This is a genomic window from Desulfitobacterium sp., from assembly GCF_035539115.1.
Lineage (GTDB): Bacteria > Bacillota > Desulfitobacteriia > Desulfitobacteriales > Desulfitobacteriaceae > Desulfitobacterium_A.
The window spans coordinates 102,825-122,314 of record NZ_DATLJA010000086.1; the positions used below are offsets into that span (position 1 = coordinate 102,825).

At 47.9% G+C, this 19,490-nt stretch carries 15 protein-coding genes; all 15 read left to right on the forward strand.

Annotated elements, in window-relative coordinates; translation table 11 throughout:
* Positions 1-106: 106 nt before the first annotated feature.
* The 15 genes from VM640_RS14105 to yqeB all read left to right on the forward strand — a co-directional run bounded on the left by VM640_RS14105 (position 107) and on the right by yqeB (position 19,439).
* Positions 107-1,450: a nucleobase:cation symporter-2 family protein gene (locus tag VM640_RS14105; RefSeq protein WP_325393293.1), complete on the forward strand. Its 1,344-nt coding sequence runs from the start codon at positions 107-109 to the stop codon at positions 1,448-1,450.
* Positions 1,451-1,552: 102 nt separating this feature from the next.
* On the forward strand, positions 1,553-2,881 hold the full coding sequence (ssnA, locus tag VM640_RS14110; RefSeq protein WP_325393295.1) for a putative aminohydrolase SsnA: 1,329 nt from the start codon (positions 1,553-1,555) through the stop codon (positions 2,879-2,881).
* 177 nt (positions 2,882-3,058) lie between these two features.
* Positions 3,059-4,315, forward strand: a complete 1,257-nt coding sequence (locus VM640_RS14115) for a threonine synthase (RefSeq protein ID WP_325393297.1) — start codon at positions 3,059-3,061, stop codon at positions 4,313-4,315.
* A 24-nt stretch (positions 4,316-4,339) separates the two neighbouring features.
* Positions 4,340-5,701, forward strand: a complete 1,362-nt coding sequence (locus VM640_RS14120) for a PLP-dependent cysteine synthase family protein (protein WP_325393299.1) — start codon at positions 4,340-4,342, stop codon at positions 5,699-5,701.
* Positions 5,702-5,902: 201 nt separating this feature from the next.
* Complete coding sequence (locus VM640_RS14125; protein ID WP_325393301.1) at positions 5,903-6,280, forward strand: RidA family protein; 378 nt, start codon at positions 5,903-5,905, stop codon at positions 6,278-6,280.
* A 33-nt stretch (positions 6,281-6,313) separates the two neighbouring features.
* Positions 6,314-7,537, forward strand: coding sequence for a diaminopropionate ammonia-lyase (gene dpaL / locus VM640_RS14130; protein ID WP_325393303.1), 1,224 nt, complete (start codon positions 6,314-6,316; stop codon positions 7,535-7,537).
* A 195-nt stretch (positions 7,538-7,732) separates the two neighbouring features.
* Positions 7,733-9,502: a sigma-54-dependent Fis family transcriptional regulator gene (locus tag VM640_RS14135; RefSeq protein ID WP_325393305.1), complete on the forward strand. Its 1,770-nt coding sequence runs from the start codon at positions 7,733-7,735 to the stop codon at positions 9,500-9,502.
* A 270-nt stretch (positions 9,503-9,772) separates the two neighbouring features.
* Entirely contained in the window at positions 9,773-11,020 is a 1,248-nt protein-coding gene (locus VM640_RS14140; RefSeq protein WP_325393307.1) for a YgeY family selenium metabolism-linked hydrolase, read from the forward strand.
* Positions 11,021-11,111: 91 nt separating this feature from the next.
* The gene (locus VM640_RS14145) at positions 11,112-12,116 is read left to right on the forward strand and encodes an ornithine carbamoyltransferase (RefSeq protein ID WP_325393309.1); all 1,005 of its coding nucleotides are present in this window, start codon (positions 11,112-11,114) and stop codon (positions 12,114-12,116) included.
* A 2-nt stretch (positions 12,117-12,118) separates the two neighbouring features.
* Positions 12,119-13,069 (forward strand): carbamate kinase, encoded by a 951-nt coding sequence (gene arcC / locus VM640_RS14150; protein ID WP_325393311.1) that lies wholly within the window; start codon positions 12,119-12,121, stop codon positions 13,067-13,069.
* 357 nt (positions 13,070-13,426) lie between these two features.
* Positions 13,427-14,809 carry a dihydropyrimidinase gene (hydA, locus tag VM640_RS14155; RefSeq protein WP_325393313.1) on the forward strand — a complete coding sequence of 461 codons (1,383 nt, stop codon included), beginning with the start codon at positions 13,427-13,429 and terminating at the stop codon, positions 14,807-14,809.
* A gap of 14 nt (positions 14,810-14,823) precedes the next feature.
* The gene (gene xdh / locus VM640_RS14160; RefSeq protein ID WP_325393315.1) at positions 14,824-17,385 is read left to right on the forward strand and encodes a selenium-dependent xanthine dehydrogenase; all 2,562 of its coding nucleotides are present in this window, start codon (positions 14,824-14,826) and stop codon (positions 17,383-17,385) included.
* Between the two features lie 21 nt (positions 17,386-17,406).
* Complete coding sequence (locus VM640_RS14165; RefSeq protein WP_325393317.1) at positions 17,407-18,189, forward strand: XdhC family protein; 783 nt, start codon at positions 17,407-17,409, stop codon at positions 18,187-18,189.
* Positions 18,182-18,553, forward strand: coding sequence for an XdhC family protein (locus tag VM640_RS14170; protein WP_325393319.1), 372 nt, complete (start codon positions 18,182-18,184; stop codon positions 18,551-18,553). Before VM640_RS14165 ends, VM640_RS14170 begins: the two co-directional genes overlap by 8 nt.
* Before the next feature lie 31 nt (positions 18,554-18,584).
* Complete coding sequence (yqeB, locus tag VM640_RS14175; protein ID WP_325393321.1) at positions 18,585-19,439, forward strand: selenium-dependent molybdenum cofactor biosynthesis protein YqeB; 855 nt, start codon at positions 18,585-18,587, stop codon at positions 19,437-19,439.
* Positions 19,440-19,490: the final 51 nt, after the last annotated feature.

Genomic DNA, 19,490 nt, shown 5'->3' on the forward strand with positions numbered 1-19,490 from the left:
AGGTTGCGGGAGCTTGCATCAGAGAAAAAAGGAAATGAGGAGGTGACCTTCATCATCGAATGGCTCCCGCACAGAAGTATCGATTGATCGAAATGGAGGGAATATAATGGCTAATAGTACACATCCTGTCGATGAAATCCTGCCTGCCGGGAAATTATTTCTTTACGGGTTACAGCATGTTCTAGCTATGTATGCCGGAGCTGTAGCGGTTCCTTTGATTATTGCTGCAGCAGCGGGTCTCACCAAAGAACAAACGGCGTTTCTTATCAATGCGGACTTATTTACGTGTGGTATCGCGACGTTGATCCAAACTCTGGGAATCTGGAAATTGGGAATTCGACTTCCTGTTATTCAAGGGGTGACCTTCGCTGCAGTGACACCGATGGTGATGATGGCAAAATCAGGGGGCATGACTCTTATTTTTGGGTCTGTGATCATCGCGGGTTTATTCACGTTTTTGATTGCCCCGTTTTTCAGCAAACTTATTCGCTTTTTCCCGCCCGTTGTTACGGGAAGTGTCATCACAGTTATCGGCGTTTCGCTTCTCCCTGTTGGTGTGAACTGGGCGGCTGGAGGAGTAGGCAACCCTCAATACGGATCTATGACATTTTTAGGGGTGGCGGCAATTGTTCTGGTTTCCATTCTTCTCATCAATAAATACTTTACAGGATTTATGGCTAATATTGCAGTTTTGCTTGGACTCGTGATAGGGATGGTTGTGGCCATGCCTCTCGGATTAGTCAATTTCTCTGGCGTTGGAACTGCAGCTTGGATAGGTATTGATACGCCTTTTTTCTATGGAATCCCAACCTTTGATTTTGGGGCCATCCTTTCCATGATTCTGGTCATGTTGGTTGTTATGGTCGAATCGACGGGCGATTTCTTAGCGATTGGTGAAATGGTAGGAAAGCACGTCGGCGAAGAGGATCTAACACGAGGGCTTCGGGCGGATGGTTTTGCGACCATGCTGGGTGGTGCCTTTAATGCCTTCCCCTATACTGCTTTTGCCCAAAACGTGGGTCTTGTCGGTCTAACGGGTATAAAAAGCCGGTTTGTGGTGGCCACTTCAGGTCTGATCTTAGTGGCCATGGGACTTTTCCCCAAAGTAGCAACTGTCATTGCTTCTCTGCCGAATGCTGTACTTGGTGGTGCTGGCATTGCGATGTTCGGAATTGTTGCGGCTAATGGGATCAAAACCTTGTCCAAGGTCGATTTTGACAAAAAACCTCATAACCTTTTCATTGTTGCGATCAGTATCGGTATCGGTCTTATTCCAATCGTTGCGCCTGATTTCTTTAAAATGTTTCCAGCCTGGAGTCAAACGATCGTTCATAGTGGGATTACCCTCGGATCGTTGACAGCCATTATTCTTAATGCGTTCTTTAATGGTGGCCATGCGGAGACAGATGTACAAAAAGATCTAGCTGCAAATGCCGGGATGAATGGTTAAAATATAGAGAGGTGGGAGAGCTTCGCTTTCCCGCCTTTTAGCGCATTGGAAAGAGTAATGATTAGGCTTTTACACGGATGAAAAAGGTGAGGGGATGACGTTATGATTTTAATCGGAAATGGTACTGTGCTTACACTGGGACAAACGAATCGAGTTATTCCCAATGGTGCAGTTCTCATTCAGGACACAAAAATTCAAGAGGCTGGTCTTAACGCTGACCTCAAAAAACGTTTCCCTGAGGCTCAGTATATCGATGCCCATGGCAAAGTGATTATGCCGGGATTGATTAACTCCCACATGCATCTTTATAGTACGTTTGCTCGGGGTATGGATGCCAAAAGTAAGCCGCCGAAGAGTTTCGTCGATATTTTAGAGGGCCTTTGGTGGAAGTTAGATAAACGGTTAACCCTTGAGGATGTCTATTATAGTGCTCTTGTTCCCTTAATTGAGTGCATTAAATCAGGAACAACGACGATAATCGATCATCACGCCAGCCCTATGGCTGTGACGAGGAGCTTAACAACCATGGCCAAAGCCGCTCAAGAAGTTGGGATGCGTTCAGCATTTTGTTATGAAGTGTCTGACCGTGACGGTGAAAAAATTGCGCTCAAGGGGATTAAGGAAAATGCCGACTTCATTGCCGATTGTCAGGCCAATCCCAACCCCATGGTTGCAGGACTATTCGGACTTCATGCCTCCATGACACTCTCCGATCAGACTTTAGAACGCTGCCAAGAAGCCAATGCCCCGCTCAAGGCCGGCTACCATGTTCACGTGGCTGAGGGAAAAGAAGACGTCGAGGATAGCTTAGCAAAATCAGGTCTAAGGGTGGTTGAACGCTTAAATAAATTTGGCATTCTGGGTCCGAAGACCATCGCCGCACATTGTGTGCACGTTAATGATGAGGAGATCGAGATTCTCAAAGCAACCCAGACTCAAGTCGTGCATAATCCAGAATCCAATATGGGGAATGCAGTCGGTGCCGCACCTGTCTTGAAAATGCTCGAGCGTGGTGTCGAAATGGGTTTGGGTACAGATGGCTATACTTGTGATATGTTTGAAAGCGCTAAAGTTGCGAATATCCTGCAAAAGCATACGGCAGCAGACCCCAGCGTGGCTTGGAGTGAAATTCCCCATATGCTTTATGAGCAAAATCCGAAGTTCGCGGGTCGGCTTTTTGGTGGACAATTTGGAGCTTTAACACCAGGGGCCTGGGCCGATGTAATCATCGTCGACTATCTGCCCTTTACGCCCATGAATGAATCAAACTGGAGCGGTCACCTGCTCTTTGGAGCATCAGGACGCTCAGTAGAAACAACGATCATTAACGGTCAGGTTCGGATGCTCAATCGTGAGCTTATCGGAATTGACGAAGAAGCGATTTGCGCTCGTTCGCGGGAATTGGCACAGAAGCTGTGGAATAAACTTTAAGGCTTTGCTTGGGCAGGACCAGCGGCGTCATTTGCTGGAGAATGTTAAGGAGCACTGAGAGCAGTACTAATAAGTATTTAGCAAGCGATGGTTTGGGGTCAATGCTCGGGTCTCGGGTCAGGCATTTTTGCATAGTGGCGTAAGGGTCTACTGTCATAGAAAAAGGGAGTTGATAGCATGGATAACGTTCTTGGGTTGCGCTGCATTCACTGTGGCAGAGAGTTTCCAGCCAAGCCAGGTCTCTATACGTGCCCAAGCTGTGGTAGTAAAGAGGGTATTCTCGATGTCCAATATGACTATGCCCAAATCAAGCATCAGACGACGCGGGAGCAAGTCGAGAATTCCAGGGATTACTCGGTCTTTCGCTACTTGCCCTTTCTTCCGATTAAGCCGGAAACACCTCGCCCGCATTTATGCATTGGCTGGAGTCCCCTTTATAAACCGGCGGGCTTGGGAGAAAGTCTGGGCCTGAGTAATTTATATGTCAAAGATGATGGTCAAAATCCCACTTCTTCCTTGAAGGATCGGGCTTCCGTAATTGCAGTGATCAAGGCGATTGAAGAACAGGCGACAACCATTGCCTGCTCCTCAACCGGCAATGCCGCCTCATCGTTAGCTGGAAGCGCGGCGGCGATGGGCATCCGCACGGTGATTTTCGTTCCCGGACGGGCACCGCAGGGGAAAATCGCTCAGCTCCTGATTTTCGGGGCCAATGTCATCAGTGTTCAAGGGTCTTATGAAGATGCTTTTCGTTTATCGGCCGAGGCGATTGAACGCTGGGGTTGGTATAACCGCAATGCGGCAATTAACCCCTATCTTGTTGAAGGGAAGAAGACCGTGTCCTTGGAAATCGCCGAGCAACTGCACTGGAAGGTTCCCGATTGGGTCATCCTTTCAGTCGGAGATGGCTGTACAATCGCCGGCGTGTGGAAAGGTTTTAAGGACCTGTACAGCGTGGGTTGGATTGACCGTTTGCCGAAGCTGGTCGGAGTTCAATCTACAGGGTGCAGCCCTTTAGTTGATGCTTTTCTGGAAAATCGGCCCTGGCAGCCAGCCGAAGAGAATACCCTTGCTGACAGTATCGCGGTCGGCGTACCGCGTAACCCGGAAAAGGCGCTGCGAGCGGTGCGTGAATCGGGAGGAACCATGATTGCTGTTCGTGATGAGGAGATTCTCGAAGCCCTGCGTGAGCTCGGAAAGACCAGCGGCATCTTCGGTGAACCGGCAGGAGTGACAGGAATCGCAGGGTTAAAACGTATGGTCGCTCAGGGAACGATTGGAAGGGACGAAACGGTGGTTGCCATCGTTACCGGGAATGGACTTAAAGACGTGAAAAATGCTATCGCAGCTGCGGGTGAACCTATTTGTGTTGAACCGTCCTTACCACTGTTAATTGAAGCCTTGCAGCAACGAGGCATTAGTTCTAATTTATAGAATTTAACGGGGGGAACACTCACTATGGCTAAAATTCCGTTTGGACCGACCTATCAGGAAATGCTTTATCCGGAGACGATTGCTCCTAAAGTTCATGCACAAGCCTTAAAAGCCAAAGAAACCAATGAATTAGATCCCCTTAACCTCTTCAACATCACTTGGAAAGATGCTCAAGGGGAAGTTCGAAAAATTGTGCTTCCTAAAGAGCTGACTGGGACAGAAGCCAATATCGTCGTCATGCTGGGAAAGTATTTCCCCTCCGGTTCGCATAAAGTTGGACCTGCTTATGCGACGCTGATTGAAGGCTGTGTTGATGGCGATATTCTTCCAGGTGAACACACGATCCTTGGACCCTCAACGGGTAACTTTGGGATCGGTGTTGCTTATATTTGTAATCTGATGGGGTATGAGGCTGTCGTCATTATGCCGGATAACATGAGTAAAGAACGCTATGATCGGATTCAAAAGTATGGGGCAAAACTGGATCTCACGCCTGGTACCGAATCGGATGTCATTCTGACCCTGCAACGGACCTATGAGTTAAAAAAGGACCCGAAAAATCGGCCCTTAGCTCAGTTCGAGCTCATGCCAAACTATCGTTTTCATCGTTATGTCACGGGTAATTCAGCCATTGAAGCGGTAAAAGGAATTGGTAACGGCCGGATTGCTTGTTTTACTTCTGCTCCCGGTTCGGCAGGTACGATTGCGGCAGGGGATGAGATTAAACACGCTTTCCCGGAAGCCAAGATTGTGGCGCTGGAACCCTATGAGTGCTCTACTTTAGCCAATGGCGGCAGAGGTCAGCACCGGATCGAAGGCATCGGTGATAAAATGTGTACGTTGATCCACAACATCAATACCACGGACTTTGTCGCCCTGATTCCGGACGATGATGCCGTTCGTGGCTTGAAAATAACGCAGGATGGGGCTGAAGTTCTCGAAGAACAAGGGGTTTCCAAAGAGCAGGCGCTCGCTCTCCATGGTCTTTTTGGAGTTTCCGGAATTTGTAATATCTTAGGCGCGATTAAAATGGCTCATTACCTTAAACTTGGGCCGGATGACAATGTCGTGACGATTGCGACGGACGGCTTTGATCGTTATCCCTCAGTCTTAGAGGATCTCGAAAAACGTTACCTGGAAACAGAAAAATTTGTTTTAAGACGTTGGGCTAAAGATATATTTCTTTGTCAGGATACGAGCAATATTTATGATTACCGGAGCAAAGAGGCCAAGGAACAGCTCTATATGCAAAAAGAAAAAGACTGGTTACCTTTTGGTTATTCACAGGAATATTTAGACACGATGAAAACAGAAGAATTCTGGGAAATGGAATTTGCAAAAGTAGAGCATTACGATCAGGAAATCGCCAGACTCCGAAAGGAGTAGGCTAATCGTTCATGCCGATATGAGCACCATCAAATGATAAAAACCGGTGTCTAGTAGCGAAACCAAAATAACAAGGCTTGAATACCGTATACGGATTCAAGCCTTAATTTATTTCAGTTTATTGGCATGAAACTTGCATTATAAACTTGCATTATGTAGATAAAGAAGAATTTCTCAGAAACAATTGGAGGTCGATTAAAAATGTCTAAAGAATGTATTAGCACCGAACGTGCACCAAAAGCGATTGGGCCATACTCTCAAGCAATAAAAGCGAATGGCTTTATCTTTGTCTCTGGACAACTGCCAATGGATCCAGCTCTAGGAAAGATGCCTGAGAAGATTGAGGATCAAGCCAAACAGAGCATGGAAAACTTAGCGGCGATTATACGTGAGGCAGGCTCAGATCTAAATCGGGTTGTCAAGACGACCATCTTTCTGACCAATTTGGACGATTTCCAAACGGTGAATGAAGTCTATGGCCAATATTTTAGCGGGAACTTTCCCGCCCGGAGTACCGTGCAAGTGGCGAAGCTGCCACTGGGTGCACACGTTGAAATCGAAGCAATTGTAATCGTCTAATAGAATTGACAAGACATTGGGAAAGGGATAGTTATGAGCGAGAAAATACTTTGGACAGAAAACAAAATGGTGAAGAAATATGGCGAAGGGGTATCTACTGTACTCTTCAGTGCAGCGGAAGTGGAAAAAGCCAAGAGCTTTCATCAGACCTTCCCAAGCTATGAGCCGACCCCCTTACAGAATCTTTCCCACCTTGCCGAAAAATTAAAGGTGGGTGGAATTTATGTTAAAGATGAATCATATCGTTTTGGACTGAATGCCTTTAAGGCGCTTGGCGGCTCTTACGCGATTGCCCGTTATCTAGCGCAGCGCTTGCATCGGGACATCTCTGAACTCCCTTACGCGTTATTAACGTCACAGGAAGTCAGGGAGAAACTAGGAGAGATTACGTTTGTGACCACGACGGATGGGAATCACGGGCGGGGGATTGCGTGGACGGCACGGCAACTTCATCAAAAAGCGGTGGTATATATGCCCAAAGGGTCATCAACGTATCGTTTAGCAAAAATTCGCGCGGAAGGTGCTGAAGCTTCCATAGTGGATATGAATTATGATGATGCCGTCCGGATGACCGCTGCCGAAGCGGAGGAAAAGGGTTGGGTAGTGGTTCAAGATACAGCTTGGGAAGGGTATGTCGAGATTCCAACATGGATTATGCAAGGGTATGGTACCATGTCTGCTGAAGCCCTGGAGGAATTAAATCGGCTTGGTATCAAAAAGCCGACCCATATTTTTGTTCAGGCAGGAGTAGGAGCTCTGGCAGGGTCAGTACAGGGATATTTCGCCTCAGTTTTTGGTGAAGAGCGGCCCAAGACGATCATCGCCGAGTCGAATAAAGCGGCCTGCTTATTCAAATCAGTACTAGCTAATGATGGTATGCCGAGGAACGTCGGTGGAGAGATGCAGACGATCATGGCAGGATTGGCGTGTGGCGAGCCCAACCCTATCGGATGGAACATTTTACGCGATTATAGTCAACTATTTTGCTCCTGTCCTGATTGGATTGCCGCGCGAGGAATGCGAACTTTAGGAAATCCCCTCAAAGGCGACCCCAGGGTCATTTCAGGCGAATCTGGAGCGGTAACGACGGGACTTCTTTTAAGTTTACTTGAAGACAAGAACATGAGTGAGGTTCGTGAATCCTTGGGCTTGGACGAAAATTCCCAAATCCTGATCTTCAATACCGAAGGAGACACGGATCCAGAAAAGTATCGAAGTATTGTTTGGGATGGTGAATTTCCCTCAGCAGCACGTTAAGGCAAAAAAGATTGCGGGAGCACAAAAAGAATCTGTCAAAGGTTTTGTGCTCCCTAAATTTTATCTGCTGATTAACCGGCACTAAGTCCTTTGAAAATATCCTGGGTTTAGAGGAGGAGAGTAGGAAATTGCAGTTGGGGCACGAATATGTTATTAGATTAAAGTGCATCTTTAATTTTCAAATGAGGTGAATCTATGTATCAACTGCAAGATATTCAAAATACGGTTCAACAAACGGCAGATGCCATTGCCGCTGCCCTTAAAATTGAGGTCGAGATCGCAGACGCTGAGCTGATCCGCATCGCAGGCACGGGGAAGTACTCGAATCAATGTGGAGCTCCGATGAAAGAGGGCTTTGTTTATCGCCATGTGATGCAGACAGGAAGCACTGTCATTATCGATAACCCTGGTTTTAATCCGCTCTGTCAGCCCTGCCCGCGACGAGGCAACTGTATGGAATACTCCGAAGTGGCCATCCCCATTGTTTTAGAAGGCCAGGTGCTCGGTGCGATCGGCCTGGTTAGTTTTGACGAAGAACAAGCTAAGCGTTTAATCGATAACAAACAATCGCTTCTGCAATTCTTAGAGAAGATGGCCGACCTTCTGAGCGCCAAGGTTTCGGAAAATGCCCAAAATCGGGAGCGGGAGCTTTTGACCGGCCAGTTGATTACGCTGTTAAACCAGCTCCATGATGGAATTTTATTGGTCAATGAGCAAAAACAAGTCACCCATTTTAATACATTGGGAGCTAAACTTCTCGATTTTTCACAATTAAACCCCAAAAAGATCGAGCTGAGCCAAATCCTTGATGATAAGAAAATTTGGAAATCGATCATGAGAGGAGAGTCCTTTTCCGGTCAAATCAAAGGGAAACGAGTGGCCACCCTGCTTTATTGCGACGCTGTCCCCATAAAAAATAATGGCCTGATTGAGGGTGCAGTCATCAGTCTCAAGGACATGAAGCAGATTAAAAAGCTCGTCAGAGATACTACGGTCAATGAGGTCGAAACTCATTTCTCCGAAATTATTGGAGATTGTGCGAAGATGAAAAATGTTAAGGAAGTCGCCCAACGTGTTGCTCAGAGTAACGCGACGATCCTGATCCTCGGTGAAAGCGGGACAGGTAAGGAATTGTTCGCGCGGGCGATTCATCAAAGCAGTAAACGGCATAATCATGCGTTTATTGCCGTAAATTGCGGTGCTATACCTGAGAATTTGTTGGAAAGCGAATTGTTTGGTTATGAGGAGGGATCCTTTACCGGTGCCCGCCGCGGCGGTAAATTGGGGAAATTCGAGCTCGCTCACAACGGTACGATTTTCTTAGACGAAATTGGCGATATGCCACTTCATCTGCAGGTCAAATTACTCCGGGTTTTACAGGAAAAACGGGTTGAAAAAATCGGAAGCTCACGTTCTCTTCCTGTCGATGTACGAGTTATTGCCGCGACCCATCAGGATCTTGACAATATGGTTAAAACCGGTGAGTTCCGTGAAGATCTGTATTATCGCCTCAACGTCATTCCGCTTACAATTCCGCCTCTGCGCGAGCGTAAAGAAGATATCCCCATCCTGATTCAGTTTTATCTCGAGCATTACTGTGAGGTGACAGGGAAGGCTGTTAAAGGGTTGATGCCCGAGACGGAGCAGATTCTTGAACGCTATTCCTGGCCTGGAAATGTTCGCGAATTGGGAAACGTCATCGAATATTGTGTCACAATGTCTCAGCAGGACACCATCACGGCTAAGCTTTTGCCAGAACGGGTCAAGGCTGATCTAACATCACGACCTACCAATTCAGGGTTGAATCTGAAAGAGCTAGAACGCGAGACGATTATGAAGGCGCTGGCCCAGGCCGAAGCCTCAGGCGATAAAGAAGAGACCGCAAAGTTGCTGGGAATCAGCCGCGCCACGCTCTATCGCAAGATTAAGGAATATCAGATAACGGCTAATAAAACGTATTCTTAAAGGCGAGTCTCATGAAGAGAAATGTGTCGCGATATGAGACTGGACAGAAAGACTCCCACTGGGGTAAGGAATAGGCATAAATAGTGATCTGGGATAAAACTTAACAGTCTCAAAGCGAGATTTTCCCCCTAAATACTCAAACGTAAATGAGTGTTTTACGACCCTGTTAAATTGGCACGCTTTTTGCAAAGAAATAGGGTATACAGAAGCAAAAAATGTGAGACGTCAATCAAGGAACTTAACAGGTGATGAAAGAAAGGGGTAATCAGCGTGGAGAACTTTGCCAAAGTCCTGGAGATGGCCCAAGCGTACAAGCCAGAAATGAGTCGCTTTTTACGGGATCTGATCGCCATTCCGAGCGAAAGCTGCGGAGAAGAAAAAGTTGTCTTGCGAATTAAAGAAGAAATGGAAAAGGTGGGCTTTGATAAAGTCGTGATTGACCCCATGGGGAACATCCTCGGATATATTGGTCATGGTCAACACGTGATCGCCATGGATGCCCATATCGATACTGTGGGTATCGGGGATCGCTCGCTTTGGGAATATGACCCTTATCAAGGGTATGAAGATGACGAGATCATTATCGGTCGAGGGGGAAGCGATCAAAGCGGAGGGATGGCCTCCATGGTTTATGCGGGCAAGATTATCAAAGAATTAGGACTTGAAGATGACTATACGCTGATCGTTGTGGGTTCTGTTCAAGAAGAAGATTGTGATGGCTTATGCTGGCAGTATATTGTCAATGAGGACAAACTCCATCCGGAATTCGTAGTCATTACGGAACCAACCGATGGCAAGATCTATCGCGGACATCGTGGCCGGATGGAAATTAAAGTGACCACGAAAGGCATCAGCTGCCATGGTTCAGCTCCAGAACGTGGAGATAATGCGATCTTCAAAATGGCTCCAATTCTCAACGAACTGCGTGCGCTCCATGAAAACCTCACTGATCATCCTTTCCTCGGTAAAGGCAGCTTAACCGTTTCCGAAGTCTTCTTTACCTCACCTTCTCGTTGTGCCGTTGCTGATAGCTGCTGGATTTCCCTTGACCGTCGCTTAACTGCCGGAGAAACAGCCGAATTCGCGCTGCAACAGATCCGAAACCTGCCTGCCGTTAAAGCGGCCCAAGCGGAAGTGACGATGTATACTTACGAACGGCCTTCTTATACCAATCTGGTTTATCCGACCGATTGCTACTTCCCCACCTGGCTCATTGAAGAAGAACACCCACTTTGCACGACACTCGAAGAATCTTATCAAGAGTTATTCCATGAAACCCCAGTCTTAGATAAATGGACCTTCTCCACCAATGGCGTTTCAATCATGGGCCGATATGGTATTCCCTGTATTGGTTTTGGTCCCGGCCATGAAGACCAAGCGCATGCCCCCAATGAAAAAACTTGGAAAAAGGAATTGGTCAATGCGGCTGCGATGTATGCCGTTATTCCCATGCTCTATACCCAAAAATACGCAGCGAAAATGCCAGAGACCACGGAAAACTTACTTCGGGTCGACTGAGTGTTTCAATCGAAAGACTCTAAGATTCTCTAAGTTAGGTGAAGAGTTATACTACCTTGAAATCAGAAAATATTAGAAGGAGAGATTTTAGATGCAAACTATTTTTCACGGCCGACATTTCATTAATCTTGAAGATTTCACCAAAGAAGAAGTCGATACAATGATCGAGGTTTCGCTCGATCTGAAGAGAAAGTTCGCGATGGGTGTTGATACACCTTACCTACAAAATAAAACCATGTTCCTGATGTTCTTCGAGCAATCCACTAGAACACGGAATTCGATGGAAGCGGGGATCGCTCAACTGGGCGGTCATGCTAACTACCTTGATTCCAGCAGTATGCAAGTGGCTCATGGCGAAACAGCGAAAGATACAGGAGTCATTCTTTCCCGTTTTGGACATGCCATCGCCGCCCGTTATTGCAACTGGGGCGTGGGCAATAAATACCTCAATGAATTGGCTAAGTGGTCGACAGCTCCGGTTATGAATCTGCAATGCGATCTTTACCATCCCTTTCAAGCTCTTGCCGACCTGATGACCATGAAAGAGAAAGTCGGGGATCTGAAACGGGTTAAAGTATCCATTATCTGGGCGTATGCGGAAAGCCATAAAAAGCCGATTTCGGTTCCGGTATCCCAAATTTTGCTCTTCCCACGCTATGGTATGGATGTCGTCTTGGCCCATCCGAAAGGTTGGGAACTGCCTGACTGGGTTATTGATCAAGCGAAAGTTAATGCTACCCGTTATGGGGGTACGGTTACGATCACGAATAATGAAGCCGAAGCTTATGCAGGGGCAGACATCGTCATTCCGAAAAACTGGGGAAGTTGGGTTAACGACCAAACGGGAGCAACACTTGTTGGCGCTTCGAAAGTCGTCGATGATAAACTGATGGCTCAAAAATCCTGGAAATGCACCGAAGCCAAAATGGCGACCGCTGATAAAGATGTGATGTATATGCACGCGTTGCCGGCTGATCGCGATAATGAAGTCGAAAATTCGGTCATTGATGGGCCTCATTCGATTGTCTATGATGAAGCAGAAAATCGTATTCATACAGCCAAAGCAGTGATGACTTTATTGATGGGTGGCAGATAAACGTGAACAAATTAGCTGTTGTAGCTATCGGCGGGAACTCTTTGATTCGAGATAATGCCCATCAAAGCGTCGAAGATCAATACGCAGCAATTGTGGAAACAGCGCGCCATATTGTGGGCATGATTGAGCAAGGGTATGAAGTGATCGTTACCCACGGCAACGGCCCGCAGGTTGGGTTTATTCTCCGCCGAGCGGAAATTGCCAGTGAAGTGGCAGCGATGCATGGTGTGCCGCTCGTTAGTTGCGGTGCGGATACCCAAGGTTCGATCGGCTATCAGATCCAACAAGCGATTGATAATGAGTTCAGACTACGGGGGATCAGAAAATCCGCAGTCACGATCATTACGCAAGTTTTGGTGGATAAGAATGATCCAGCCTTTCTGAAACCCTCTAAGCCGATTGGTTCTTTCTACAGCGAAGAACAGGCTCACCTGATTCAAAAAGAAAATCCAAGTTGGGTTATGGTCAGTGACGCAGGCCGGGGTTATCGGCGTGTCGTCCCTTCGCCGGCCCCGCGTCAAATCGTGGAGAAAGAAGTCATCAATTTGCTGGTCAATGCCGGCTATTGTGTCATCGGAGCCGGTGGCGGCGGAATCCCGGTCGTAGTTAAGGAAAATGGCGGATTTGATGGCGTAGATGCCGTCATCGATAAGGATTTTGCCTCTAGCCTCTTAGCAACTCAACTAGCCGCTGATTTGCTCATCATCTCGACTGGCGTACCTCAGGTTTATTTAAATTATGGGCTGCCGACTGAGAAGGCGTTAGATCGAATAACTCTCGCTGAAATCAAAGAATATGTCCAAGAAAACCACTTCACACCGGGAAGCATGTTGCCCAAAGTTCAAGCCGTGATTAATTTTCTTGAAGCGGGCGGTAAAGAAGCGATTATTACAAACCCTGAATCGTTGGAAGAAGCAGTCGCAGGTAGAACGGGGACACACATTATTCCTTGATTCAATATGTCTTAAGGAAAATAAAAGAATTTTGGGTCGAGTAGCTTCCCGCACATCCATTCACTCAGCGCTCCAGGACTGGCACACTTGTCTCTGAGGGAGCTCTGCCAAACCCTTCTGCTTTCTGCAAGTCAACCAGTGGCGCCGCTAACCCTCAGAAGCGTTGTGCGCCATAGCGCCCCTCCGCGAAATCGTTTATTCCTGTGCGATATAGGAGACTTGGCTTAGAGTTGAGGTACGAAGTTCAAGCCTTAGTCGACTTATCCTCGAAGGGGAGAAGCTACGTTTGTGGGTCTTTTTAGTCATTCTTAAAGAATTTTTCAGGGCAGAACGTATCTCTGCCAAGGAGAGAAAAACATGGCTATTGTATTAAGCGGTGGTCAAATTGTCACAGCCCTCGAAACATATGAAGCAGACGTACGCATTGAAGACGAAAAGATTGTTGCCCTCGGGAAAAATATCCGACAAGCACAAGATAAAGTCTTAGATGTGGATGGCTGCTTTTTGTTTCCGGGAGGAATTGACCCCCATACGCATTTTGACCTGCCTTCAGCAGGAACGGTAACTGCCGATGATTTCGCGAGTGGGACGAAGGCGGCCCTTCTGGGGGGAACGACAACCATTATCGATTTTGCTACCCAATTTAAAGGTGAAAGCTTACACCAAGGTTTAGCAAACTGGCACGCTAAAGCTCAGGGGAAATCCTATGCTGATTATGGCTTTCATATGGCGATTACGGATTGGAACGATGCTGTGGCCCAAGAAATGCAGAAACTCGTCCAAGAGGAAGGCGTCTCTTCCTTTAAATTTTACATGGCCTACAAAGGAAGCTTACAAGTCGATGATGGTGTCCTGTTGCAGGCCTTCCGTGAGAGCAAACGGAGCGGAGCCCTGCTCTGTTTGCATTGTGAAAACGGGGATATCATCGCTGAACTCGTAAAAGAAGCTCACGACGAAGGAAAACTGGAGACCTCTTTTCATCCACATACGCGGCCCATTCTTGCGGAACGAGAGGCAACCTCACGGGCTATTGCCTTAGCGGAACTAGCACAGGCGCCAGTTTATATTGTTCATCTGACCTCCGGCGAAGCGCTTCAAGTTGTGACTCAAGCTAAAAGACGAGGTCTTAACGTTTACGCCGAAACCTGTCCCCAGTATCTCTTGCTTGATGAATCGGTCTACGATTTACCTGAATTTGAGGGCGCCAAGTATGTGATCTCGCCGCCACTGCGGGCGAAGGAAAACCAAGATGCCCTCTGGCAGGGAATCAAAGATCATTGGATTGAGACAGTGGCTACGGATCATTGTTCCTTTAATTTTCAGGGTCAGAAGGAATTGGGACGCGAGGATTTCAGTAAAATTCCTAACGGCATGCCCGGGGTTGAAACGCGCTTGGCTCTGCTCTACACCTACGGCGTCGTTCCCGGAAAAATATCACTCCAGGAATTTGTCAATCTGACCTCAACTCATGCTGCCCAACTTTTCGGACTCTATCCCCGCAAAGGGGTGATTGCCGTAGGCAGTGATGCTGATATCGTGGTTTGGGATCCGGGAATAAGGGCAGTGATTTCCGCCCAGACCCAGGCTCAACAGGTTGACTATTCGCCTTATGAAGGGTTCACCCAAATAGGTCAAGCGCGTCATGTCTTTTTACGCGGTCAGCACGTGGTGAGCGAGGGGCAAATGAATTCGGAATATCCTCAGGGAAAATACCTCTATCGTGATGCGTTTTCCACATGAAAGGTGGGATGAAGATGTACACATTTTCAATCAATGGGGAAGACTATTCCCTTGAAGAAGATATTAATATTCTGGATTATATCCGGGAAGAATTGCATATAACCTCTTTAAAAAATGGGTGTGGGGAGGGTGCTTGCGGTGCCTGCATGATTCTCGTCGATGGGAAAGCGGTGCGATCATGTCTTCTCAAAGCCTCAAAAGTCGATGGAAAAAGTCTCCTTACCGTCGAAGGTTTCTCGGAACGGGAAAAAGAAGGTTATGCCTGGGCTTTTGCTGAAGTTGGAGCGGTCCAGTGTGGTTTCTGTATTCCAGGGATGATGATTAGTGCCAAAGGGTTACTCGACAAAACCTTGAGTCCGTCTCTCCAAGAGATTAAGCAAGCGATCAAAGGAAATATCTGTCGGTGTACAGGTTATGTGAAAATCGAAAAGGGCATTAGTCTTGCAGCCAAGGCTTTGCGCGGCGAAATTAAACCTCAATCCGCGAAACCGCTAAGCGAAGGGATCGGTACCAATTTAGTGCGCGTCGATGCCATCGATAAGGCTCTGGGTAAAGCCAAGTATGTTGATGATTTATTTGTCGGCGGGATGCTCTACGGGGTTGCGTTGCGCACGAAATATCCACGCGCTTTGATCAAAGGGATTGATGTCTCGGCAGCCCAGGCTTACCCTGGCGTCGTCGCGGTGATGACAGCCGAAGATATCCCTGGCGAGCGCTACTGGGGGCATATTTTTCATGATTGGCCGACGCTGGTTGCGGTCGGTGAAGAAACCCGCTATATCGGCGATGCCATCGCCTTAGTCGCTGCTCAAACGAAAAAACAGGCGAGGGAAGCTCTCAAACTTATTCAGGTGGAGTATGAGGAGCTTGAGCCGCTGTTAACACCGGCTGCCGCGTTAGCTTCTGGAGCGCCGCTTATCCAGCCCAAGGGAAATCTGCTGAGTAAAACTCATCTGCGCCGAGGAAATCCTGAGGAGGCCCTGGCGCAATCGGCCTATGTTGTCTCTAATCGTTACACCACGCCGCCCACCGAGCATGCCTTCATGGAGACTGAAAGCGCTTTAGCGCTTCCTCATTCGGATGGGAGTGTGACTGTTTACGTAGGAAGTCAAAGTGTCTATGATGATATGCATGGGATAAGTGCGATCCTTGGTTTACCTCCTGAGAAGGTACGGGTGATTAGTCAATTTGTCGGTGGAGGCTTTGGGGGTAAGGAAGACCTCACGGTGCAACACCATGCTGCTTTACTGGCCTGGAAAACAGGCAAGCCGGTGAAAGTCACCTTAACGCGCCAGGAAAGCATCCTGGTTCACCCGAAGCGCCATGCCATGGAAATTGAAGTGACAACAGGTTGTGATGCGGAAGGACATCTTACAGGGATAAAAGCAACAGTGATGGCCGATAGTGGAGCCTATGCTTCGCTCGGATCAGCCGTTGTGGAACGGGCGTGCACCCATCTTGGTGGTCCTTACAGTGTTCCCAATATTGAGGTTATGGGATTCTGCGTATATACGAATAATCCACCTGCAGGCGCCTTCCGCGGCTTTGGCGTTCCCCAATCCAATTTTGCTTCAGAAACGAATCTGAATCTTCTCGCGGAAAAAGTCGGAATTTCTCCCTGGGAAATCCGTTTTCAAAATGCGTTAGAACCCGGTCAAGTCGGTCCGAGTGGACAAATCGCTGATGAAGGAACAGCACTCAAAGAAACGCTCCTAGCTGTCCGCGAAGTTTACGAATCTTCACCTTATGCAGGGATTGCCTGTGCCTATAAGAATTCTGGGATTGGTGTGGGTTTACCGGACATCTCGCGCGTGCGCATGAAGATTGAAAAGGGAAAAGTGGGGGTTTATACCAGCGCCCAATGTATTGGCCAAGGGTTAGCAACCATTGTGATCCAAATCGTGAATGAGGCAACAGGGATAACCGGGGATCAGATCGTAGTAGTTGCCCCAGATACTTTCCTTACTCCGGATGCCGGTACCACAACGGCTTCGCGGCAAACGCTGTTCACGGGCGAGGCCACTCGCCAAGCGGCTTTAGCGTTACAACAAGCCCTGGAAGATAAAACGCTGGAACAGCTCGAAGGGACGGAATATTACGGAGAATACTTGGGTCAAACGGATCCGCTTCAATCTGATAAGTCCAACCCAGTTAATCATGTGGCCTATAGTTATGCAACGCATGTTGCCCTTTTAGACGAAAAAGGAAAAGTCCAAAAAGTCGTGGCAGCACACGATGTTGGTCGCGCGATCAATCCAATCGCTGTGGAAGGGCAAATTGAAGGTGGTGTGGCCATGGGGTTGGGTTATACCCTACGGGAAGATTTTCCACTAGAGAAAGGAGTCCCTACCGCTAAATATGGAACGCTTGGGCTCTTCCGTTCGACAGACATGCCAGAGATCGAAACTGTGATTATCGAGAAAAATCCATCCTCCTTGGCGTATGGTGCCAAAGGAATAGGAGAAATTTCTTCAATCCCCATCACAGCTGCTGTGGCGGCTGCTTATCGAAAACTTGACGGTAAGCTGCGGTTAAGTTTACCCTTAAAGGAGACCCTTTATAACAGTAAGGGTTGAGACAAGAATGGAGAACGGTTTATGCAAAGAATTTATGATAAACTCAACGAAATGCTTGAAAATCACCAGATTGGGGCAAGCGGAGTAGTGATCGAGGGAGATCCGGCGCTTTGTCCTACCGGGACGAAATTTCTGGTTAATGACGCGGGTGAACTCCTGGCAGGAAATCTCAACAAGAATGTGCTTAATTCGCTTCAAGAAGATCTATTAATGAGTATGCGTAGCAAAAAGCCCATGACTTTAACCGTAGCGGGAGGTTTGAAGATTTTCTTGAATCCTCTTTATCCGCCAACGCGCTTGCTTATTTTAGGAGGAGGCCATATTGCCCTGCCTCTGGTCAAGCTGGGGAGGCTGATGGATTTTCAGGTTACCGTGGTCGATGACCGTCCCTCGTTTGCCAATCCGGTGCGCTTTGGTGAAGCTGACGAAGTCATCTGTGAGAGCTTTGAGACGGTTTTTCCGCGCGTGTGTATTGATCAAAATACGTATGTCGTCATTGTGACGCGTGGTCATCGTTATGACCAACTCTGCGTCGAGGCGGTGCTCAATACCCCTGTGCAGCCTGCCTATATAGGGATGATCGGGAGTCGACGCAAAGTTGCCGCGATTATGGATGCCTTAAAAGAGAATGGGACTCCTGAGGAACTGCTGAACAAGGTATATGCACCGATTGGACTGGATATCGGCGCCCAGACTCCCGAAGAAATTGCCCTCAGCATTCTGGCCGAAATTATCATGGTTGAGCACTATGGGAAGAGTAACGGTCTAGGGACGCAAGCTAGGGGGAAGAAAAGCAATGGATAGCAAAGTACTTGAGACGCTCCTTCGACTCAATGAGGAATCACAAACGAACCAAGATGCGGGATCAGAAAATGATTTATTTAATCAGGCAGCGTTAGCCACCATTATCAACACCTTAGGTTCCACGCCACGTAAGGCCGGAGCCCAAATCCTTTTCTTTCGAGATGGACGGGTTGTCGGTACGATCGGCGGAGGATGTGGGGAAGCAGAAGTACGCCAACATGCTTTTCGGGTGATCGAGCAAGGCCAGCCCGCCGTGGTCGAAATTAACCTCACTCATGAAGCTGCTGCCGAGGACGGAATGGTTTGTGGTGGGGCTATGCAAGTGTATATTGAGCCGGCGCTGTACTCCCCGGAGAAAGTATGACGATCGAATGAAAGACGAAAAAGATAGACCAATGAAGAATAACCGAAAATTGACAGGGTCGATTGTCCTCGTCCGCGGAGCGGGTGAACAGGCAAGCGGCGTAGGCTGGGCTCTCGCTAAAGCGGGATTTAGGGTGTTGATGACGGAAGTTGAGCAGCCTCTCATGGTGCGTTGGCCGGTAAGCTTTGGCACAGCAGTGGAAGAAGGAAAGTGGAGTGTGGAAGGGCTCGTTGCACGGCGAGTGTCAAGTCCGGAAGAATGCCCAAACGTTTGGGGAAACGGAGAGATTCCCATCCTGATTGACCCGGATTTAAACGTATTAGATCTTTGGCAGCCAGAAGTGCTTGTCGATGCCATCCTGGCTAAACGAAATTTGGGAACCCAGCGTCAGATGGCGCCCTTAACGATTGGCTTGGGTCCTGGTTTTACGGCGGGGGAGGATGTTCATTTAGTGATCGAAACGAATCGTGGGCATGATCTAGGGCGGATCATTGCGTCCGGAACGGCTGAACCGAATACCGGAATTCCGGGGAATATCGCGGGTTATAGTCGCGAGCGGGTTATCTATTCCCCCCAAGCTGGTGTATTTCGAGCACAACGCCAAATCGGTGAGAAGGTAGCTGCTGGTGATGTCTTAGGAACGATTGAAGGCTTAAACACGCCCGTTCTTTCTCCTCTCGATGGTGTGCTGCGAGGATTGCTGCGGTCGGGTGTTCGAGTGGGTCAACAAGTCAAGGTTGGGGATATCGATCCTCGAGGAAAAGTGGAATACTGTTGGACAATTTCGGAAAAAGCTCGGGCCATCGGAGCAGCAGTCGTGCTCAGCATCTTGGAACAAAGACATAGTGCTGAAGGAAATAAAACCATAATTTGCGGAGTATCATAAACAATTGAAATTTTAAACAGTAACTTAAAGAAAAACAAAAAACGGCTAAAG

What these genes read in the sequence shown, in the direction of transcription:
- VM640_RS14105 (WP_325393293.1), top strand. Translation starts at nt 107, where the DNA reads ATGGCTAATAGTACACATCCTGTCGATGAAATCCTGCCTGCCGGGAAA.
- ssnA (WP_325393295.1), top strand. Translation starts at nt 1,553, where the DNA reads ATGATTTTAATCGGAAATGGTACTGTGCTTACACTGGGACAAACGAAT.
- VM640_RS14115 (WP_325393297.1), top strand. Translation starts at nt 3,059, where the DNA reads ATGGATAACGTTCTTGGGTTGCGCTGCATTCACTGTGGCAGAGAGTTT.
- VM640_RS14120 (WP_325393299.1), top strand. Translation starts at nt 4,340, where the DNA reads ATGGCTAAAATTCCGTTTGGACCGACCTATCAGGAAATGCTTTATCCG.
- VM640_RS14125 (WP_325393301.1), top strand. Translation starts at nt 5,903, where the DNA reads ATGTCTAAAGAATGTATTAGCACCGAACGTGCACCAAAAGCGATTGGG.
- dpaL (WP_325393303.1), top strand. Translation starts at nt 6,314, where the DNA reads ATGAGCGAGAAAATACTTTGGACAGAAAACAAAATGGTGAAGAAATAT.
- VM640_RS14135 (WP_325393305.1), top strand. Translation starts at nt 7,733, where the DNA reads ATGTATCAACTGCAAGATATTCAAAATACGGTTCAACAAACGGCAGAT.
- VM640_RS14145 (WP_325393309.1), top strand. Translation starts at nt 11,112, where the DNA reads ATGCAAACTATTTTTCACGGCCGACATTTCATTAATCTTGAAGATTTC.
- hydA (WP_325393313.1), top strand. Translation starts at nt 13,427, where the DNA reads ATGGCTATTGTATTAAGCGGTGGTCAAATTGTCACAGCCCTCGAAACA.
- xdh (WP_325393315.1), top strand. Translation starts at nt 14,824, where the DNA reads ATGTACACATTTTCAATCAATGGGGAAGACTATTCCCTTGAAGAAGAT.
- VM640_RS14165 (WP_325393317.1), top strand. Translation starts at nt 17,407, where the DNA reads ATGCAAAGAATTTATGATAAACTCAACGAAATGCTTGAAAATCACCAG.
- VM640_RS14170 (WP_325393319.1), top strand. Translation starts at nt 18,182, where the DNA reads ATGGATAGCAAAGTACTTGAGACGCTCCTTCGACTCAATGAGGAATCA.
- yqeB (WP_325393321.1), top strand. Translation starts at nt 18,585, where the DNA reads ATGAAGAATAACCGAAAATTGACAGGGTCGATTGTCCTCGTCCGCGGA.